The sequence below is a fragment of the Pseudoalteromonas sp. MM1 genome (assembly GCF_030296835.1).
Classification (GTDB): domain Bacteria; phylum Pseudomonadota; class Gammaproteobacteria; order Enterobacterales; family Alteromonadaceae; genus Pseudoalteromonas.
The window spans coordinates 3398295-3413396 of the sequence record NZ_AP027922.1; the positions used below are offsets into that span (position 1 = coordinate 3398295).

The 15102-nt window shown below is 44.8% G+C and carries 13 protein-coding genes and 3 rRNA genes; 2 read left to right on the forward strand and 14 right to left on the reverse strand.

Annotated elements, in window-relative coordinates:
* Positions 1-30: 30 nt before the first annotated feature.
* A complete protein-coding gene (gene trmH / locus QUE46_RS15355) occupies positions 31-717 on the forward strand; it encodes a tRNA (guanosine(18)-2'-O)-methyltransferase TrmH (protein ID WP_286245501.1) in 687 nt (228 codons plus the stop codon).
* 60 nt (positions 718-777) lie between these two features.
* On the forward strand, positions 778-2859 hold the full coding sequence (recG, locus tag QUE46_RS15360) for an ATP-dependent DNA helicase RecG (RefSeq protein WP_286245502.1): 2082 nt from the start codon (positions 778-780) through the stop codon (positions 2857-2859).
* A gap of 457 nt (positions 2860-3316) precedes the next feature.
* On the opposite strand, the gene rrf is transcribed toward recG, so the two are convergent.
* The 14 genes from rrf to rplR all read right to left on the reverse strand — a co-directional run bounded on the left by rrf (position 3317) and on the right by rplR (position 15094).
* Positions 3317-3431: ribosomal RNA gene (rrf, locus tag QUE46_RS15365) — 5S ribosomal RNA — on the reverse strand.
* 145 nt (positions 3432-3576) lie between these two features.
* Positions 3577-6463: ribosomal RNA gene (locus QUE46_RS15370) — 23S ribosomal RNA — on the reverse strand.
* Positions 6464-6732: 269 nt separating this feature from the next.
* Positions 6733-8266: ribosomal RNA gene (locus QUE46_RS15375) — 16S ribosomal RNA — on the reverse strand.
* The 16S, 23S and 5S rRNA genes sit together here, the layout of an rRNA operon.
* A gap of 887 nt (positions 8267-9153) precedes the next feature.
* On the reverse strand, positions 9154-9555 hold the full coding sequence (gene rplQ, locus QUE46_RS15380) for a 50S ribosomal protein L17 (RefSeq protein ID WP_004589197.1): 402 nt from the start codon (positions 9553-9555) through the stop codon (positions 9154-9156).
* Positions 9556-9594: 39 nt separating this feature from the next.
* On the reverse strand, positions 9595-10581 hold the full coding sequence (locus QUE46_RS15385) for a DNA-directed RNA polymerase subunit alpha (protein WP_004589198.1): 987 nt from the start codon (positions 10579-10581) through the stop codon (positions 9595-9597).
* A gap of 24 nt (positions 10582-10605) precedes the next feature.
* Positions 10606-11226, reverse strand: coding sequence for a 30S ribosomal protein S4 (gene rpsD / locus QUE46_RS15390; RefSeq protein ID WP_002959461.1), 621 nt, complete (start codon positions 11224-11226; stop codon positions 10606-10608).
* Between the two features lie 21 nt (positions 11227-11247).
* On the reverse strand, positions 11248-11634 hold the full coding sequence (rpsK, locus tag QUE46_RS15395) for a 30S ribosomal protein S11 (RefSeq protein WP_002959471.1): 387 nt from the start codon (positions 11632-11634) through the stop codon (positions 11248-11250).
* A gap of 12 nt (positions 11635-11646) precedes the next feature.
* Positions 11647-12003: a 30S ribosomal protein S13 gene (gene rpsM / locus QUE46_RS15400; protein WP_004589200.1), complete on the reverse strand. Its 357-nt coding sequence runs from the start codon at positions 12001-12003 to the stop codon at positions 11647-11649.
* A gap of 125 nt (positions 12004-12128) precedes the next feature.
* Positions 12129-12242 carry a 50S ribosomal protein L36 gene (gene rpmJ / locus QUE46_RS15405; protein ID WP_002959476.1) on the reverse strand — a complete coding sequence of 38 codons (114 nt, stop codon included), beginning with the start codon at positions 12240-12242 and terminating at the stop codon, positions 12129-12131.
* 22 nt (positions 12243-12264) lie between these two features.
* Entirely contained in the window at positions 12265-13593 is a 1329-nt protein-coding gene (gene secY, locus QUE46_RS15410; RefSeq protein WP_055015418.1) for a preprotein translocase subunit SecY, read from the reverse strand.
* A 10-nt stretch (positions 13594-13603) separates the two neighbouring features.
* Positions 13604-14038, reverse strand: a complete 435-nt coding sequence (gene rplO / locus QUE46_RS15415; protein ID WP_004589202.1) for a 50S ribosomal protein L15 — start codon at positions 14036-14038, stop codon at positions 13604-13606.
* A gap of 4 nt (positions 14039-14042) precedes the next feature.
* Positions 14043-14225, reverse strand: coding sequence for a 50S ribosomal protein L30 (gene rpmD / locus QUE46_RS15420; RefSeq protein WP_004589203.1), 183 nt, complete (start codon positions 14223-14225; stop codon positions 14043-14045).
* 2 nt (positions 14226-14227) lie between these two features.
* Complete coding sequence (gene rpsE / locus QUE46_RS15425) at positions 14228-14734, reverse strand: 30S ribosomal protein S5 (protein WP_004589204.1); 507 nt, start codon at positions 14732-14734, stop codon at positions 14228-14230.
* 9 nt (positions 14735-14743) lie between these two features.
* A complete protein-coding gene (rplR, locus tag QUE46_RS15430; protein ID WP_004589205.1) occupies positions 14744-15094 on the reverse strand; it encodes a 50S ribosomal protein L18 in 351 nt (116 codons plus the stop codon).
* Between the last annotated feature and the right edge of the window lie 8 nt (positions 15095-15102).

Below are 15102 nucleotides of genomic sequence, written 5' to 3' on the forward strand. Positions count from 1 at the left end.
TACGTATAATTATCAAAAAAGAGGATCACCATGCAGCAAAATCGCTACCAACGAATAAAAGACGTACTATCTCGTCGCCAAACAGACTTAACGGTCTGCCTAGAAGACGTACATAAACATCATAATCTCTCAGCTATTGTAAGAAGTGCTGATGCAGTAGGTTGCCATCATGTGCATGCTGTATGGCCAGAAAATCAAAAATGGCTGACCAATAATACCTCTGGCGGCAGTAAAAACTGGCTAGAAACACACCTGCATAAAAATATTGATGATGCTGCTGCAATGATGCGAAAGCACAATCCCGATGTACAAATATTAGCAACACACTTGAGCGAAGATGCTGTAGATTTTAGAGAAATAGATTACACAAAACCCACCGCTATCATCGTTGGCCAAGAAAAAACGGGAATTTCTGAACACGCACTAAAGCACGCCGATCAAAATATTATTATTCCTATGCAAGGCATGGTGCAATCACTTAATGTATCAGTAGCTGCTGCACTTATTTTATTTGAAGCACAGCATCAACGAGAAAAAGCAGGGCTATATAAGCGCGATATGCTAAGTGAGGAAATAAAACACCCTATGTATTTTGAAGGGTATCACTCAGTTATTGCGAAACAATGTAGATTAAAAAACCTACCTTACCCACCACTCGATGAAGAAGGTGAAATAGTCGCTAATGAGCAGTTTTGGCACGCTTTAAAACATGCTTGATGCTTAGCAAACCTGTGAGTACACTTAACTCATTCACAAATAAACAAATTTGAGTCTACATTGTCTAAACCTAGCTTAAGCCAATACCCTATTACAGAACTGAAAGGGGTAGGTCCCAAAATGGCCGAGCGCCTACAAAAGTTAGGTATAGCTACCGTGCAAGATATGCTCTTTCATTTGCCTTTACGCTATGAAGATCGCACCCGTATTTATGCTATTAATGATGTTACTTTACACAGCCACTGCACTGTTGAGGCGACAATAGAAACAAGCCAAGTGACCTTTGGTAAACGTCGTATGCTCGTTGTGCAAATAAACGATGGTACAGGTAGACTTACTTTACGGTTTTTTAATTTTACTGCTGCGCAAAAAAATGCGTTTAGTAGTGGGAAGGTAATTCGCTGTTTTGGCGAAATTAGGCGTGGCCGTGTTGGCTTTGAAATGAGCCATCCAGAATATAGTATTAGCGACACACCCAATGAGCAGCCAACAGCAACAACACTCACACCTGTTTATTCAACAACCGAAGGGCTAAAGCAATTATCAATTAGAGGCTTAAGCGAGCAAGCAATAAACTTACTGCACAAATATTCAGTAGAAGAGCTTATTCCTGAAAAGTGGCAACCTTCACATATGCAACTTTCTGACGCTTTACTGTTACTTCATCGCCCACCTAATGACGTAGATGTAATTTCACTTGAGCAAGGTACTCACCCTGCGCAGCAGCGCTTAGTGTTTGAAGAACTACTTGCACAAAACCTAAGCTTATTAAAGGTACGCGAGCAAGGACAACAAGTAAGTGCAGTTTCCCTAAGCCCTACAAATACATTAGAGAGCGAATTTTTAGCACAACTCCCTTTTGCGCCAACCAATGCACAAAATAGAGTGGTAGCCGAAATAAAAGGGGACTTACAACATACCTATCCCATGATGCGATTAGTGCAAGGTGATGTAGGCTCAGGTAAAACACTTGTAGCAGCATTAAGCGCGTTAACAGCAATAGCACAAGGTTTTCAAGCTGCCCTAATGGCACCTACAGAAATCCTCTCTGAGCAACATGGTATTAATTTCAAACATTGGTTTGAAGCACTAGGGATTAATGTAGCCTGGCTTGGTGGTAAAACAAAAGGTAAAGAGCGCATTACTACGCTTGAAAAAATAGCCTCAGGAGAGGCGCAAATGATAGTAGGTACACACGCTTTATTTCAAGATGAAGTAAAGTTCAATAACCTTGTGCTTATCATCATTGATGAACAACACCGTTTTGGTGTTCATCAACGGCTCTCACTGCGTGAAAAAGGGAAATTTGGTCAGTGCTACCCTCATCAGCTAGTTATGACTGCAACCCCCATTCCGCGCACATTAGCTATGACGGCTTATGCCGATTTAGAAACCTCAGTGATAGATGAGTTACCACCTGGGCGCACACCTATAACCACTGTGGCCATTCCTGATACACGCCGAGACGATATAATAAACCGCGTTAAACTTGCCTGTAATGAACAAGGCAGGCAAGTTTATTGGGTATGTACCCTCATTGACGAATCAGAGGCCTTACAATGCCAAGCAGCAGAAGACAGCGCATTACAATTAAAAGAGGCATTACCAGATCTTAATGTCGGATTAGTTCATGGCCGCATGAAAGCCGCTGAGAAACAAGCAATCATGAGCGACTTTAAAGCAGGCAATATTCACGTACTTGTTGCAACAACAGTAATAGAGGTAGGTGTAGACGTACCCAATGCCAGTTTAATTATCATAGAGAACCCTGAGCGCTTAGGCTTAGCACAATTACATCAATTACGCGGGCGCGTAGGACGAGGAGCAACCGCTTCGCATTGCGTACTGTTATATCACGCCCCTCTTTCTCACACCGCTCAAAAACGTTTAGGTGTATTAAGAGACAGTAATGATGGCTTTGTCATCGCAGAGCGTGATTTAGAAATACGTGGTCCAGGTGAAGTGCTCGGCACTAAACAAACTGGCTTAGCAGAATTTAAAATAGCGGATCTTACTCGAGATAAACACACACTAAATCAAGTCAGACCTATTGCACAGCAAATGCTAAAACAAAACCCCGACCTTATAGACCCTTTAATTCATCGCTGGTTAGGTAATAAATCTAATTACGCTCAGGCGTAATTATTCTAAATACTTACGATTTGTCTTTAGCTTGTTCTACTAATGTTAAAAGATTCCCTAAATACCTGCGAAATAGCTATCTGAATGCCTTACTCTATCCGCGTGTTTAGATTGACGTGTATTGTGTGTGCGCATTTCATTTTTCTGCAGAGGTAACAAACCGACTATTTCTAATCGGGCTTTCTCTTATTTGGAGCCTGCGATGTCGTGGTGCCCACAGAGGTGGAGAGTTACATAGCAAAGTACTCTTAATGTTTTTAATGGGATTCACTGGGCACTGAGGTGGTCGTCGCGTTCTTTTACCCGCAGGTTTCGTGATACTCAACCCACGCTACGAAGTACAGGTTGACGCTGCGCAGCTGATAACTGATGGCTGATAGCTAATAGCTAATATTTTCACTTTCCTTAAGACGCAAAAAAGCCGCTTCATTTCTGAAGCGGCTTTCTTTTATTTGGAGCCTGGCAATGTCCTACTTTCACATAGCAAATGCTACACTATCATCGGCGCTGTTTCGTTTCACTACTGAGTTCGGCATGGGGTCAGGTGGGTCCAAAACGCTATGGTTACCAAGCAAATTTGGGCGTTAATACGTATTTCTACGTACTAACTAAATCTGGAAAATATCTGATAATATTTTTTAAGTCTTTCTAAGTAATATCTACTTTAGTTATATTAACTTCTGTCTAAACTGTCGCATAAAACGCGTTTGGCGTTGTATGGTTAAGCCTCACGGGTAATTAGTACAGGTTAGCTTAATGGCTCACACCACTTCCACATCCTGCCTATCAACGTTGTAGTCTTCAACGGCCCTTCAGAGACTTTAAAAGTCTAGTGAGAAATCATCTCGAGGCCTGCTTCGCGCTTAGATGCTTTCAGCGCTTATCAGTTCCGAACGTAGCTACCGGGCAATGCCATTGGCATGACAACCCGAACACCAGCGGTTCGTTCACTCCGGTCCTCTCGTACTAGGAGCAACCCCTCTCAATTCTCAAACGCCCACGGCAGATAGGGACCGAACTGTCTCACGACGTTCTAAACCCAGCTCGCGTACCACTTTAAATGGCGAACAGCCATACCCTTGGGACCGACTTCAGCCCCAGGATGTGATGAGCCGACATCGAGGTGCCAAACACCGCCGTCGATATGAACTCTTGGGCGGTATCAGCCTGTTATCCCCGGAGTACCTTTTATCCGTTGAGCGATGGCCCTTCCATTCAGAACCACCGGATCACTATGACCTACTTTCGTACCTGCTCGACGTGTCTGTCTCGCAGTTAAGCTGGCTTCTACCATTACACTAACCGTACGATGTCCGACCGTACTTAGCCAACCTTCGTGCTCCTCCGTTACTCTTTGGGAGGAGACCGCCCCAGTCAAACTACCCACCAGGCACTGTCCGTAACCCCGATTCAGGGGCCAACGTTAGAACATCAAAACTACAAGGGTGGTATTTCAAGGACGACTCCACAAAAACTAGCGTCTCTGCTTCTAAGTCTCCCACCTATCCTACACATGTAGGTTCAATGTTCAGTGCCAAGCTGTAGTAAAGGTTCACGGGGTCTTTCCGTCTAGCCGCGGGTACACAGCATCTTCACTGCGATTTCAATTTCACTGAGTCTCGGGTGGAGACAGCGTGGCCATGGTTACACCATTCGTGCAGGTCGGAACTTACCCGACAAGGAATTTCGCTACCTTAGGACCGTTATAGTTACGGCCGCCGTTTACCGGGGCTTCGATCAAGAGCTTCGTCCGAAAACTAACCCCATCAATTAACCTTCCGGCACCGGGCAGGTGTCACACCGTATACGTCATCTTGCGATTTTGCACAGTGCTGTGTTTTTAATAAACAGTCCCAGCCACCTGGTCACTGCGGCTCCCGTCCGCTTAGAGAGCAAGTCTCATCACAGATAGGAGCGTACCTTCTCCCGAAGTTACGGTACGATTTTGCCTAGTTCCTTCACCCGAGTTCTCTCAAGCGCCTTAGTATTCTCTACCTGACCACCTGTGTCGGTTTGGGGTACGATTCGGTATAATCTGAAGCTTAGAGGCTTTTCCTGGAAGTATGGCATCAGCAACTTCATCACCTTGGTGACTCGTCTCGTGTCTCAGCCTAACAGCAACCCGGATTTACCTAAGTCGCTAGCCTACTCACTTTCACATGGACAACCATCGCCATGCTTGCTTAGCCTTCTCCGTCCCCCCATCGCAATTATACCAAGTACGGAAATATTAATCCGTTTCCCATCGACTACGCCTTTCGGCCTCGCCTTAGGGGTCGACTTACCCTACCCTGATTAACATGGGATAGGAACCCTTGGTCTTCCGGCGTGCGGGTTTTTCACCCGCATTATCGTTACTCATGTCAGCATTCGCACTTCTGATACCTCCAGCAACCCTCCCGGGTCACCTTCAACGGCTTACAGAACGCTCCCCTACCACTCATCCTAAGATGAATCCGCAGCTTCGGTGCATAGTTTAGCCCCGTTACATCTTCCGCGCAGACCGACTCGACCAGTGAGCTATTACGCTTTCTTTAAAGGATGGCTGCTTCTAAGCCAACCTCCTGGCTGTCTGGGCCTTTCCACATCGTTTCCCACTTAACTATGACTTTGGGACCTTAGCTGGCGGTCTGGGTTGTTTCCCTCTTCACGACGGACGTTAGCACCCGCCGTGTGTCTCCCGGATAGTACTTTACGGTATTCGGAGTTTGCAAAGGGTTGGTAAGTCGGGATGACCCCCTAGCCTTAACAGTGCTCTACCCCCGTAAGTATTCGTCCGAGGCTCTACCTAAATAGATTTCGGGGAGAACCAGCTATCTCCCGGTTTGATTAGCCTTTCACTCCTAGCCACAGGTCATCCCCTAACTTTTCAACGTTAGTGGGTTCGGTCCTCCAGTTGATGTTACTCAACCTTCAACCTGCCCATGGCTAGATCACCGGGTTTCGGGTCTATACCTTGCAACTATTCGCCCAGTTAAGACTCGGTTTCCCTACGGCTACCCTAAACGGTTAACCTCGCTACAAAATATAAGTCGCTGACCCATTATACAAAAGGTACGCAGTCACCTAACAAGTAGGCTCCTACTGCTTGTACGTACACGGTTTCAGGTTCTATTTCACTCCCCTCACAGGGGTTCTTTTCGCCTTTCCCTCACGGTACTGGTTCACTATCGGTCAGTTGGGAGTATTTAGCCTTAGATGATGGTCCACCTATATTCAGTCAAAGTTTCACGTGCTCCGACCTACTCGATTTCACTCAAAATGCGTTTTCATGTACGGGACTATCACCCTGTATCGTGGCACTTTCCAGAGCCTTCCATTAACACATAATCAGCTTAAGGGCTGTTCCGATTTCGCTCGCCGCTACTATCGGAATCTCGGTTGATTTCTTTTCCTACGGGTACTTAGATGTTTCAGTTCTCCGCGTTCGCCTCGTTAACCTATGTATTCAGTTAACGATACCTGCAAGCAGGTGGGTTTCCCCATTCGGAAATCCTAGTCTCAAGCGCTTTTTACTAGCTTGACTAGGCTTATCGCAAGTTAATACGTCCTTCATCGCCTCCAACTGCCAAGGCATCCACCGTGTACGCTTAGTCACTTAACCATACAACCCAAACGGGTCTTTGTTATGTGACAGTTTAACTTCGCCAGAAGTTAATATTGAATACTAAAGTAGATACCAATTAATCATTCGATTGAATAATCAATGGCATTTTTTACTTTTGAAAACTCTTGATAAATATAAATATTTATCAGAATTTTATTATCAGCTTTTCCAAATTTTTAAAGAGCATATTAATTAGTTAAGCCAGTGGCTTAGCTAACTAACAATCATCTGTGTGGACACTACGAACAAATAAGTTCTAAATCGTATAAGGAGGTGATCCAGCCCCAGGTTCCCCTAGGGCTACCTTGTTACGACTTCACCCCAGTCATGAATCACTCCGTGGTAAACGTCCTCCCGAGGGTTAGACTATCTACTTCTGGAGCAACCCACTCCCATGGTGTGACGGGCGGTGTGTACAAGGCCCGGGAACGTATTCACCGCGTCATTCTGATACGCGATTACTAGCGATTCCGACTTCATGGAGTCGAGTTGCAGACTCCAATCCGGACTACGACGCACTTTAAGTGATTCGCTTACTCTCGCGAGTTCGCAGCACTCTGTATGCGCCATTGTAGCACGTGTGTAGCCCTACACGTAAGGGCCATGATGACTTGACGTCGTCCCCACCTTCCTCCGGTTTATCACCGGCAGTCTCCTTAGAGTTCTCAGCATTACCTGCTAGCAACTAAGGATAGGGGTTGCGCTCGTTGCGGGACTTAACCCAACATCTCACAACACGAGCTGACGACAGCCATGCAGCACCTGTATCAGAGTTCCCGAAGGCACCAAACCATCTCTGGTAAGTTCTCTGTATGTCAAGTGTAGGTAAGGTTCTTCGCGTTGCATCGAATTAAACCACATGCTCCACCGCTTGTGCGGGCCCCCGTCAATTCATTTGAGTTTTAACCTTGCGGCCGTACTCCCCAGGCGGTCTACTTAATGCGTTAGCTTTGAAAAACAGAACCGAGGTTCCGAGCTTCTAGTAGACATCGTTTACGGCGTGGACTACCAGGGTATCTAATCCTGTTTGCTCCCCACGCTTTCGTACATGAGCGTCAGTGTTGACCCAGGTGGCTGCCTTCGCCATCGGTATTCCTTCAGATCTCTACGCATTTCACCGCTACACCTGAAATTCTACCACCCTCTATCACACTCTAGTTTGCCAGTTCGAAATGCAGTTCCCAGGTTGAGCCCGGGGCTTTCACATCTCGCTTAACAAACCGCCTGCGTACGCTTTACGCCCAGTAATTCCGATTAACGCTCGCACCCTCCGTATTACCGCGGCTGCTGGCACGGAGTTAGCCGGTGCTTCTTCTGTCAGTAACGTCACAGCTAGCAGGTATTAACTACTAACCTTTCCTCCTGACTGAAAGTGCTTTACAACCCGAAGGCCTTCTTCACACACGCGGCATGGCTGCATCAGGCTTGCGCCCATTGTGCAATATTCCCCACTGCTGCCTCCCGTAGGAGTCTGGGCCGTGTCTCAGTCCCAGTGTGGCTGATCATCCTCTCAAACCAGCTAGGGATCGTCGCCTTGGTGAGCCATTACCTCACCAACTAGCTAATCCCACTTGGGCCAATCTAAAGGCGAGAGCCGAAGCCCCCTTTGGTCCGTAGACATTATGCGGTATTAGCAGTCGTTTCCAACTGTTGTCCCCCACCTCAAGGCATGTTCCCAAGCATTACTCACCCGTCCGCCGCTCGTCATCTTCTAGCAAGCTAGAAATGTTACCGCTCGACTTGCATGTGTTAGGCCTGCCGCCAGCGTTCAATCTGAGCCATGATCAAACTCTTCAATTAAAAAGTTTTTATGTTCCGAAGAACAGCTCAATGAATTCTGAATTTATTTAATATCTTTCGATATTGAATTGACTGTGCTGCAATTCTTTTCTTAAGTAAAACCTAAGTAAGTTATTGCTGTTGGTCACTCAGCTTCAATTGAGACTCTAAATTTGTTTGCCTCACTACCTAAGTAGCTTGGCTGTTAGAACTCAACCTGTACGAGTGCCCACACAGATGATTGCTTTATATTGTTAAAGAACGTTGCGATTAAAGCGTTAAACTTTATCTCGCTAGGGCTGCGCATCTTACGCTTTCCTATTTTTTTGTCAACACTTAATTTTGTTAAACTTAAAAGTTTTTAAAACTAAGTTTTACTCGACTCACTGATTGACTCTTGCCTCGCTAAGCGTTGCTGTCTGCCGTCTCAGTGGGGTCGCATTATAGGGAGATCCGAAAACAGATCAACCCTTTTTTGAAGAAAACTTGAAATAAATGACTGTTCGCTGAGTATTTGAGCTAAACGCTCAAAAACCCTACTAAAAGCAGACTTAAACCGGCTAAATAAGCGAGTTAAAGTTAAATATCTTTGTGTGATTGGCAAGTTTGCTTTATTACTATCTAAATTATACTGGACACTATAAAGCCTGAGGCATGTGTTACACATCTTATACGCTCAACTTATAGCGCTAGCGCTTTATTAGGCTTTTTAAAAATGCAGACTTTATAACTACATTAGCTTAATTAAGTCGGTTTAACAGAATAAGGTAATAGGTAATAGGTAATAGGTAATAGGTAATAGGTAATAGGTAATAGGTAATAATTAAGTAACTATTTGGAGGGATGTCAAATTTTAGGCATTAAAAAGCCGAGCATTGAGCTCGGCTTTTTGGTGTCTCTTTAAAGACTTACTCTGCAGACTGCGCGTCTTCTTGAACTTCTTCGTTAGTCGCTGGGCGACCTACTAGTTCAATATAAGCCATTGGTGCATTATCACCAGCACGGAAGCCACACTTAAGAATACGAGTGTAACCACCTGGACGGTCTGTATTACGAGGACCGATTTCGCTGAACAATTTACCAACTACTTCATTATCACGCGTGCGAGCAAACGCTAAACGGCGATTTGCTACACTGTCAGTCTTAGCCAGTGTGATTAAAGGTTCAATTACACGGCGTAACTCTTTCGCTTTAGGCAAAGTAGTTTTGATGATTTCATGTTTCACCAAAGAACCTGCCATATTGCTGAACATCGCTTTACGATGGCTACTGTTACGGTTTAATTGACGACCACTCTTACGATGGCGCATGACCCTATCCTTCTAACTAAACTAATATAGTGATTTAGATTATTCAGCTAGGCTTGCAGGCGGCCAATTTTCTAGGCGCATACCTAGAGAAAGACCACGTGAAGCTAGCACGTCTTTTATTTCAGTTAGAGACTTCTTGCCTAGGTTAGGCGTTTTAAGAAGCTCAACTTCAGTGCGCTGCACTAAATCACCGATATATTGAATTTGCTCGGCTTTCAAACAGTTTGCTGAACGTACTGTTAGTTCAAGATCATCAACTGGACGAAGTAGAATAGGATCGAATTCTGGCTTCTCTTCTTTCTCTTCTGGCTCAGTTACATCACGTAAATCTACGAATGCATCTAATTGCTCAGCTAAGATAGTAGACGCACGGCGGATCGCTTCTTCAGGATCTAAAGTGCCGTTTGTTTCCATATCAATGATTAACTTGTCTAAGTCTGTACGTTGCTCAACACGGGCTGATTCAACCGAGTACGCAATACGTTCAACTGGGCTGAATGATGCATCAAGCAGCAATCGACCAATTGGACGCTCATCGTCATCAGAGGATAAACGACTAGATGCCGGCACATAACCACGACCACGCTCAACACGAATACGCATGCTGATCTCGCTGCTATCTGTCGTTAAATGACAAATAACGTGATCTGGATTAGCAATTGTTACATCGCCATCGTGCTGAATATCAGCCGCAGTCACAGGGCCTACACCAGATTTAGTCAGGGTCAGAAAAACTTCATCTTTGCCTTCTAACGTTACTGCTAGACCTTTTAGGTTTAGTAGTATTTCAATGATGTCTTCTTGTACGCCTTCTTTCGCGCTGTACTCATGCAATACACCGTCGATTTCAACTTCAGTTACTGCGCATCCAGGCATAGATGATAGCAGTATACGGCGTAAGGCATTACCCAGAGTATGACCAAAGCCACGCTCTAGTGGTTCTAAAACTACTTTAGAACGCGTTGGGTTGATAGCGTCGATATCGACTAACCTTGGTTTTAGAAATTCTGTAACAGAACCCTGCATTTTATCCTCTCTTAACTCTTAACTTTACTTAGAGTAAAGTTCGACGATTAGTTGTTCATTAATGTCCGCAGACAGATCTGAACGCTCAGGTAGGCGCTTAAAGCTACCTTCCAATTTCTTACCGTCAACTTCAACCCAAGTCGGCTTTTCACGTTGCTCAGCCAACTCTAGAGCAGCGATGATACGTGCTTGTGTTTTAGACTTCTCACGGATTACTACAGTATCTTCTGGAGTAATTACGTATGAAGGAATGTTCACAACACGACCATTAACTAAAATCGCTTTGTGGCTTACTAACTGACGTGCTTCAGCGCGTGTGCTAGCAAAACCCATGCGATATACAACATTGTCTAAACGTTGCTCTAAAAGCTGTAACAAGTTTTCACCTGTATTACCTTTAAGGCGAGCAGCTTCTTTGTAGTAATTACGGAATTGCTTTTCTAATACACCGTAGATACGACGTACTTTTTGCTTTTCACGTAATTGTAAACCGTAATCAGATAAGCGACCTTTACGAGCGCCGTGCTGACCAGGTGCAGTCTCAAGTTTACACTTAGAGTCGATAGCTCTTACGCCGCTCTTAAGGAACAGGTCAGTACCTTCACGACGACTCAGCTTGAGCTTAGGGCCCAAATATCTTGCCATGTTATTTCTCCTAACCTATTGTTAAACGCGACGTTTCTTCGGTGGACGACAACCATTGTGTGGTATTGGCGTCACGTCAGTAATGTTGGTAATACGGTAACCAGCAGCATTCAAAGCACGTACAGCAGATTCACGACCTGGACCTGGACCTTTAATGAAAACTTCTAGATTTTTTAAACCGTATTCTTGAGCAGCAGTACCTGCACGCTCTGCAGCAACCTGAGCAGCAAATGGTGTAGATTTACGTGAACCACGGAAACCTGAACCACCGGCAGTAGCCCATGATAGTGCATTACCTTGACGGTCGGTAATTGTTACAATAGTGTTGTTGAAAGACGCATGAACATGAGCCATACCATCAGCAACTTGCTTTTTAACCTTTTTACGACGAATTGGTGTCTTAGCCATAATACTATCCCCTTATCGCTTAATAGGCTTACGAGGACCCTTACGGGTACGCGCGTTAGTCTTTGTTCTTTGACCACGTAGTGGTAAAGAGCGACGGTGACGTAGGCCACGGAAACAACCAAGGTCCATAAGGCGCTTGATATTTAGAGTAACTTCACGACGAAGGTCACCTTCTACAGTGTACTTGCCAACTGCATCACGCAGTACGTCAAGAGTTTCGTCTGAAAGTTCACCGATTTTTGTGGTCTCGGCGATACCAGTCGCTTCTAAGATAGCCTTAGAGCGAGTCTTACCTATGCCATAAATAGCTGTTAAACCAATAACTGCATGTTTATGATCAGGGACGTTAATGCCAGCGATACGGGCCACTAACACATCTCCTATATTTGAATTTGGTAATCAAAAGTTTGAAAAGCCCGTAAGGATACTCAAACGAAGACCAAATCACAACTAAAAACACAGGCCGAGAAACCTCAGCCTGCACGACTGTTTACTTAGCCTTGCCTTTGCTTATGCTTAGGCTCACTGCAAATTACGCGTACTACACCAGCACGTTTAATAACTTTACAGTTACGGCATATTTTCTTAACGGAAGCACGTACTTTCATTGCTCAACTCCGTAAACTGACCTTATCGACCGTAGCCTTTAAGGTTCGCTTTTTTCAGCACAGAATCATACTGATGTGACATCAGGTGAGTCTGTACTTGTGCCATAAAGTCCATGATTACTACAACGATAATCAAAATTGATGTACCGCCGAAATAGAATGGCGTTTGCCATGCCATAGTCATGAATTCGGGCACCAGACAGATAAAGGTTATATACAAAGCACCTGCCAATGTCAGGCGTGTCATCACTTTATCAATGTATTTAGATGTCTGCTCACCTGGACGAATACCTGGGATAAATGCGCCAGATTTCTTCAGGTTGTCTGCTGTCTCACGAGGGTTGAAAACCAACGCTGTGTAGAAAAAGCAGAAGAAGATGATAGCTGCTGCTAATACCATCGCATACAAAGGTTGACCTGGAGTCAACGTTGTTGCAATAGCTTGTAGTACATCAGCGACCGGACCTTCACCCTGGCCGAACCAGCTTGCAATTGTACCAGGGAACAGAATTATACTGCTAGCAAAGATTGGTGGAATAACACCCGCCATATTTACTTTTAGTGGTAAATGCGTGCTTTGAGCAGCAAATACTTGACGACCTTGTTGGCGTTTAGCGTAGTTAACAACAATACGACGTTGCCCACGTTCGAAAAACACTACAAGATAAGTAACAGCGAATACTATAACCGCAACCATCAACAGTACAAAAACATTCAAATCACCTTGGCGCGCCATTTCGGCTGTCGAACCAATAGCAGACGGCAGGTTAGCTACAATACCAACAAATATTAGAACTGAGATACCGTTACCGATACCGCGCTCAGTTATTTGCTCGCCCAACCACATTAGGAACATAGTACCCGTTACTAAACTCACCACTGCGGTGAAGTAGAAACCGATACCAGGGTTAACAACTAACCCTTCCATCATGCCCGGTAAGCTAGTTGCAATACCGATTGATTGGATAGTAGCAAGCACAAGCGTGCCGTAGCGTGTATACTGGCTAATTTTTTTACGCCCTTGCTCACCTTCTTTCTTAAGCTCTATAAACGGAGGATACATATGCGTTAATAGTTGCGTAATAATCGAAGCCGAGATATACGGCATAATACCCAGTGCTAACACTGAAGCTCGCTCAAGCGCACCACCGCTAAACATGTTGAACATCTCAACAATGGTGCCCTTTTGTTGCTCGAAGAAATCGGCAAGTACAGCGGCGTCAATCCCAGGGATTGGCACAAATGAACCTAGACGGTAAATAATGATAGCACCTAAAACAAATAGTAATCGACGCTTCAATTCCGAAAGTCCACTTTGTGCACTTTGTGTATCTTGACCTGGTTTAGCCATTAGTACTTCCTTAGTCTTCTACCTTGCCTCCGGCAGCTTCAATAGCTTCGCGAGCACCTTTAGAAGCCTTAAGGCCTTTAACGGTAACAGCGCGTGAAACTTCGCCAGATTTAACAACTTTAACGAACAGAACGTTCTTTTTAACTAGACCAGCTGCTTGTAACGCGTTTAGGTCTACCACATCGCCTTCAACTTTAGCGATTTCAAAAAGGTTTACTTCTGCAGATACTAACGATTTGCGTGAAGTGAAACCAAATTTAGGTAGACGACGTTGCATAGGCATTTGACCGCCTTCAAAACCAACGCGTACTTTACCGCCAGAACGTGATTTTTGACCTTTGTGACCACGGCCACCAGTCTTACCAAGACCAGAACCGATACCACGACCAACACGTTTTGGAGCAGTTTTAGAACCTGCAGCAGGTGAAAGTGTATTCAAATGCATGAAATTAACCCTCTACCTTTACCATGTAAGAAACTCGGTTGATCATACCACGTACACATGCTGTGTCTTCTAACTCAACAGTGTGGTTGATACGACGTAAACCAAGACCGCGTAATGTAGCTTTATGCTTCGGTAAACGACCGATAGAGCTCTTTACTTGTGTTACTTTTACAGTTTTATTTGCCATGGTTACCCCAGAATTTCGTCTACGCGCAGACCACGTTTAGCAGCGATTGACTCAGGAGAGTTCATGTTCTCTAGAGCTTGAATCGTTGCACGTACTACGTTGATCGGGTTGGTAGAACCGTAACATTTAGAAAGTACGTTCTGCACACCAGTAACTTCTAGTACTGCACGCATAGCACCACCTGCGATGATACCAGTACCTTCAGATGCTGGTTTCATGAACACTTGTGAGCCAGCATGACGTCCTTTAACAGGATGCTGTAATGTGTTGCCATTTAGGTCTACATTGATCATGTTGCGACGTGCTTTTTCCATTGCTTTTTGAATAGCAGCTGGAACTTCACGAGCTTTACCATAACCAAAACCTACTTTACCTGCGCCATCACCAACTACAGTTAGTGCAGTGAAGCTAAAGATACGACCACCTTTAACTACTTTAGACACACGGTTTACCGCGATTAGCTTTTCAGCTAAATCAGGCTGTTGTTGCTTTGCTTCTACGTTAGCCATTGTCTACTCCTAGAATTGCAAACCGGCTTCACGCGCAGCATCAGCTAGCGCCTTCACACGGCCGTGATATTTAAAGCCACTGCGATCAAAAGCAATCTTTTCGATGCCTTTGTCAGCCGCACGTTCTGCAACCGCTTTACCAACTGCTTGTGCAGCTGAAACGTTGCCTGTGCCTTTAACTGTTTCGCTAATAGCTTTCTCAACAGTAGAAGCAGCAGCCAGTACAGTACCCTCAGCATTAACTACTTGAGCGTAAATGTGACGTGGCGTGCGGTGGATAACAAGACGCGTTGTGCCTTGTTCAATATAATTTCTACGAGTGCGTTTAGCACGACGTAGACGAGCTGTTTTTTTATCCATCGTCTTAC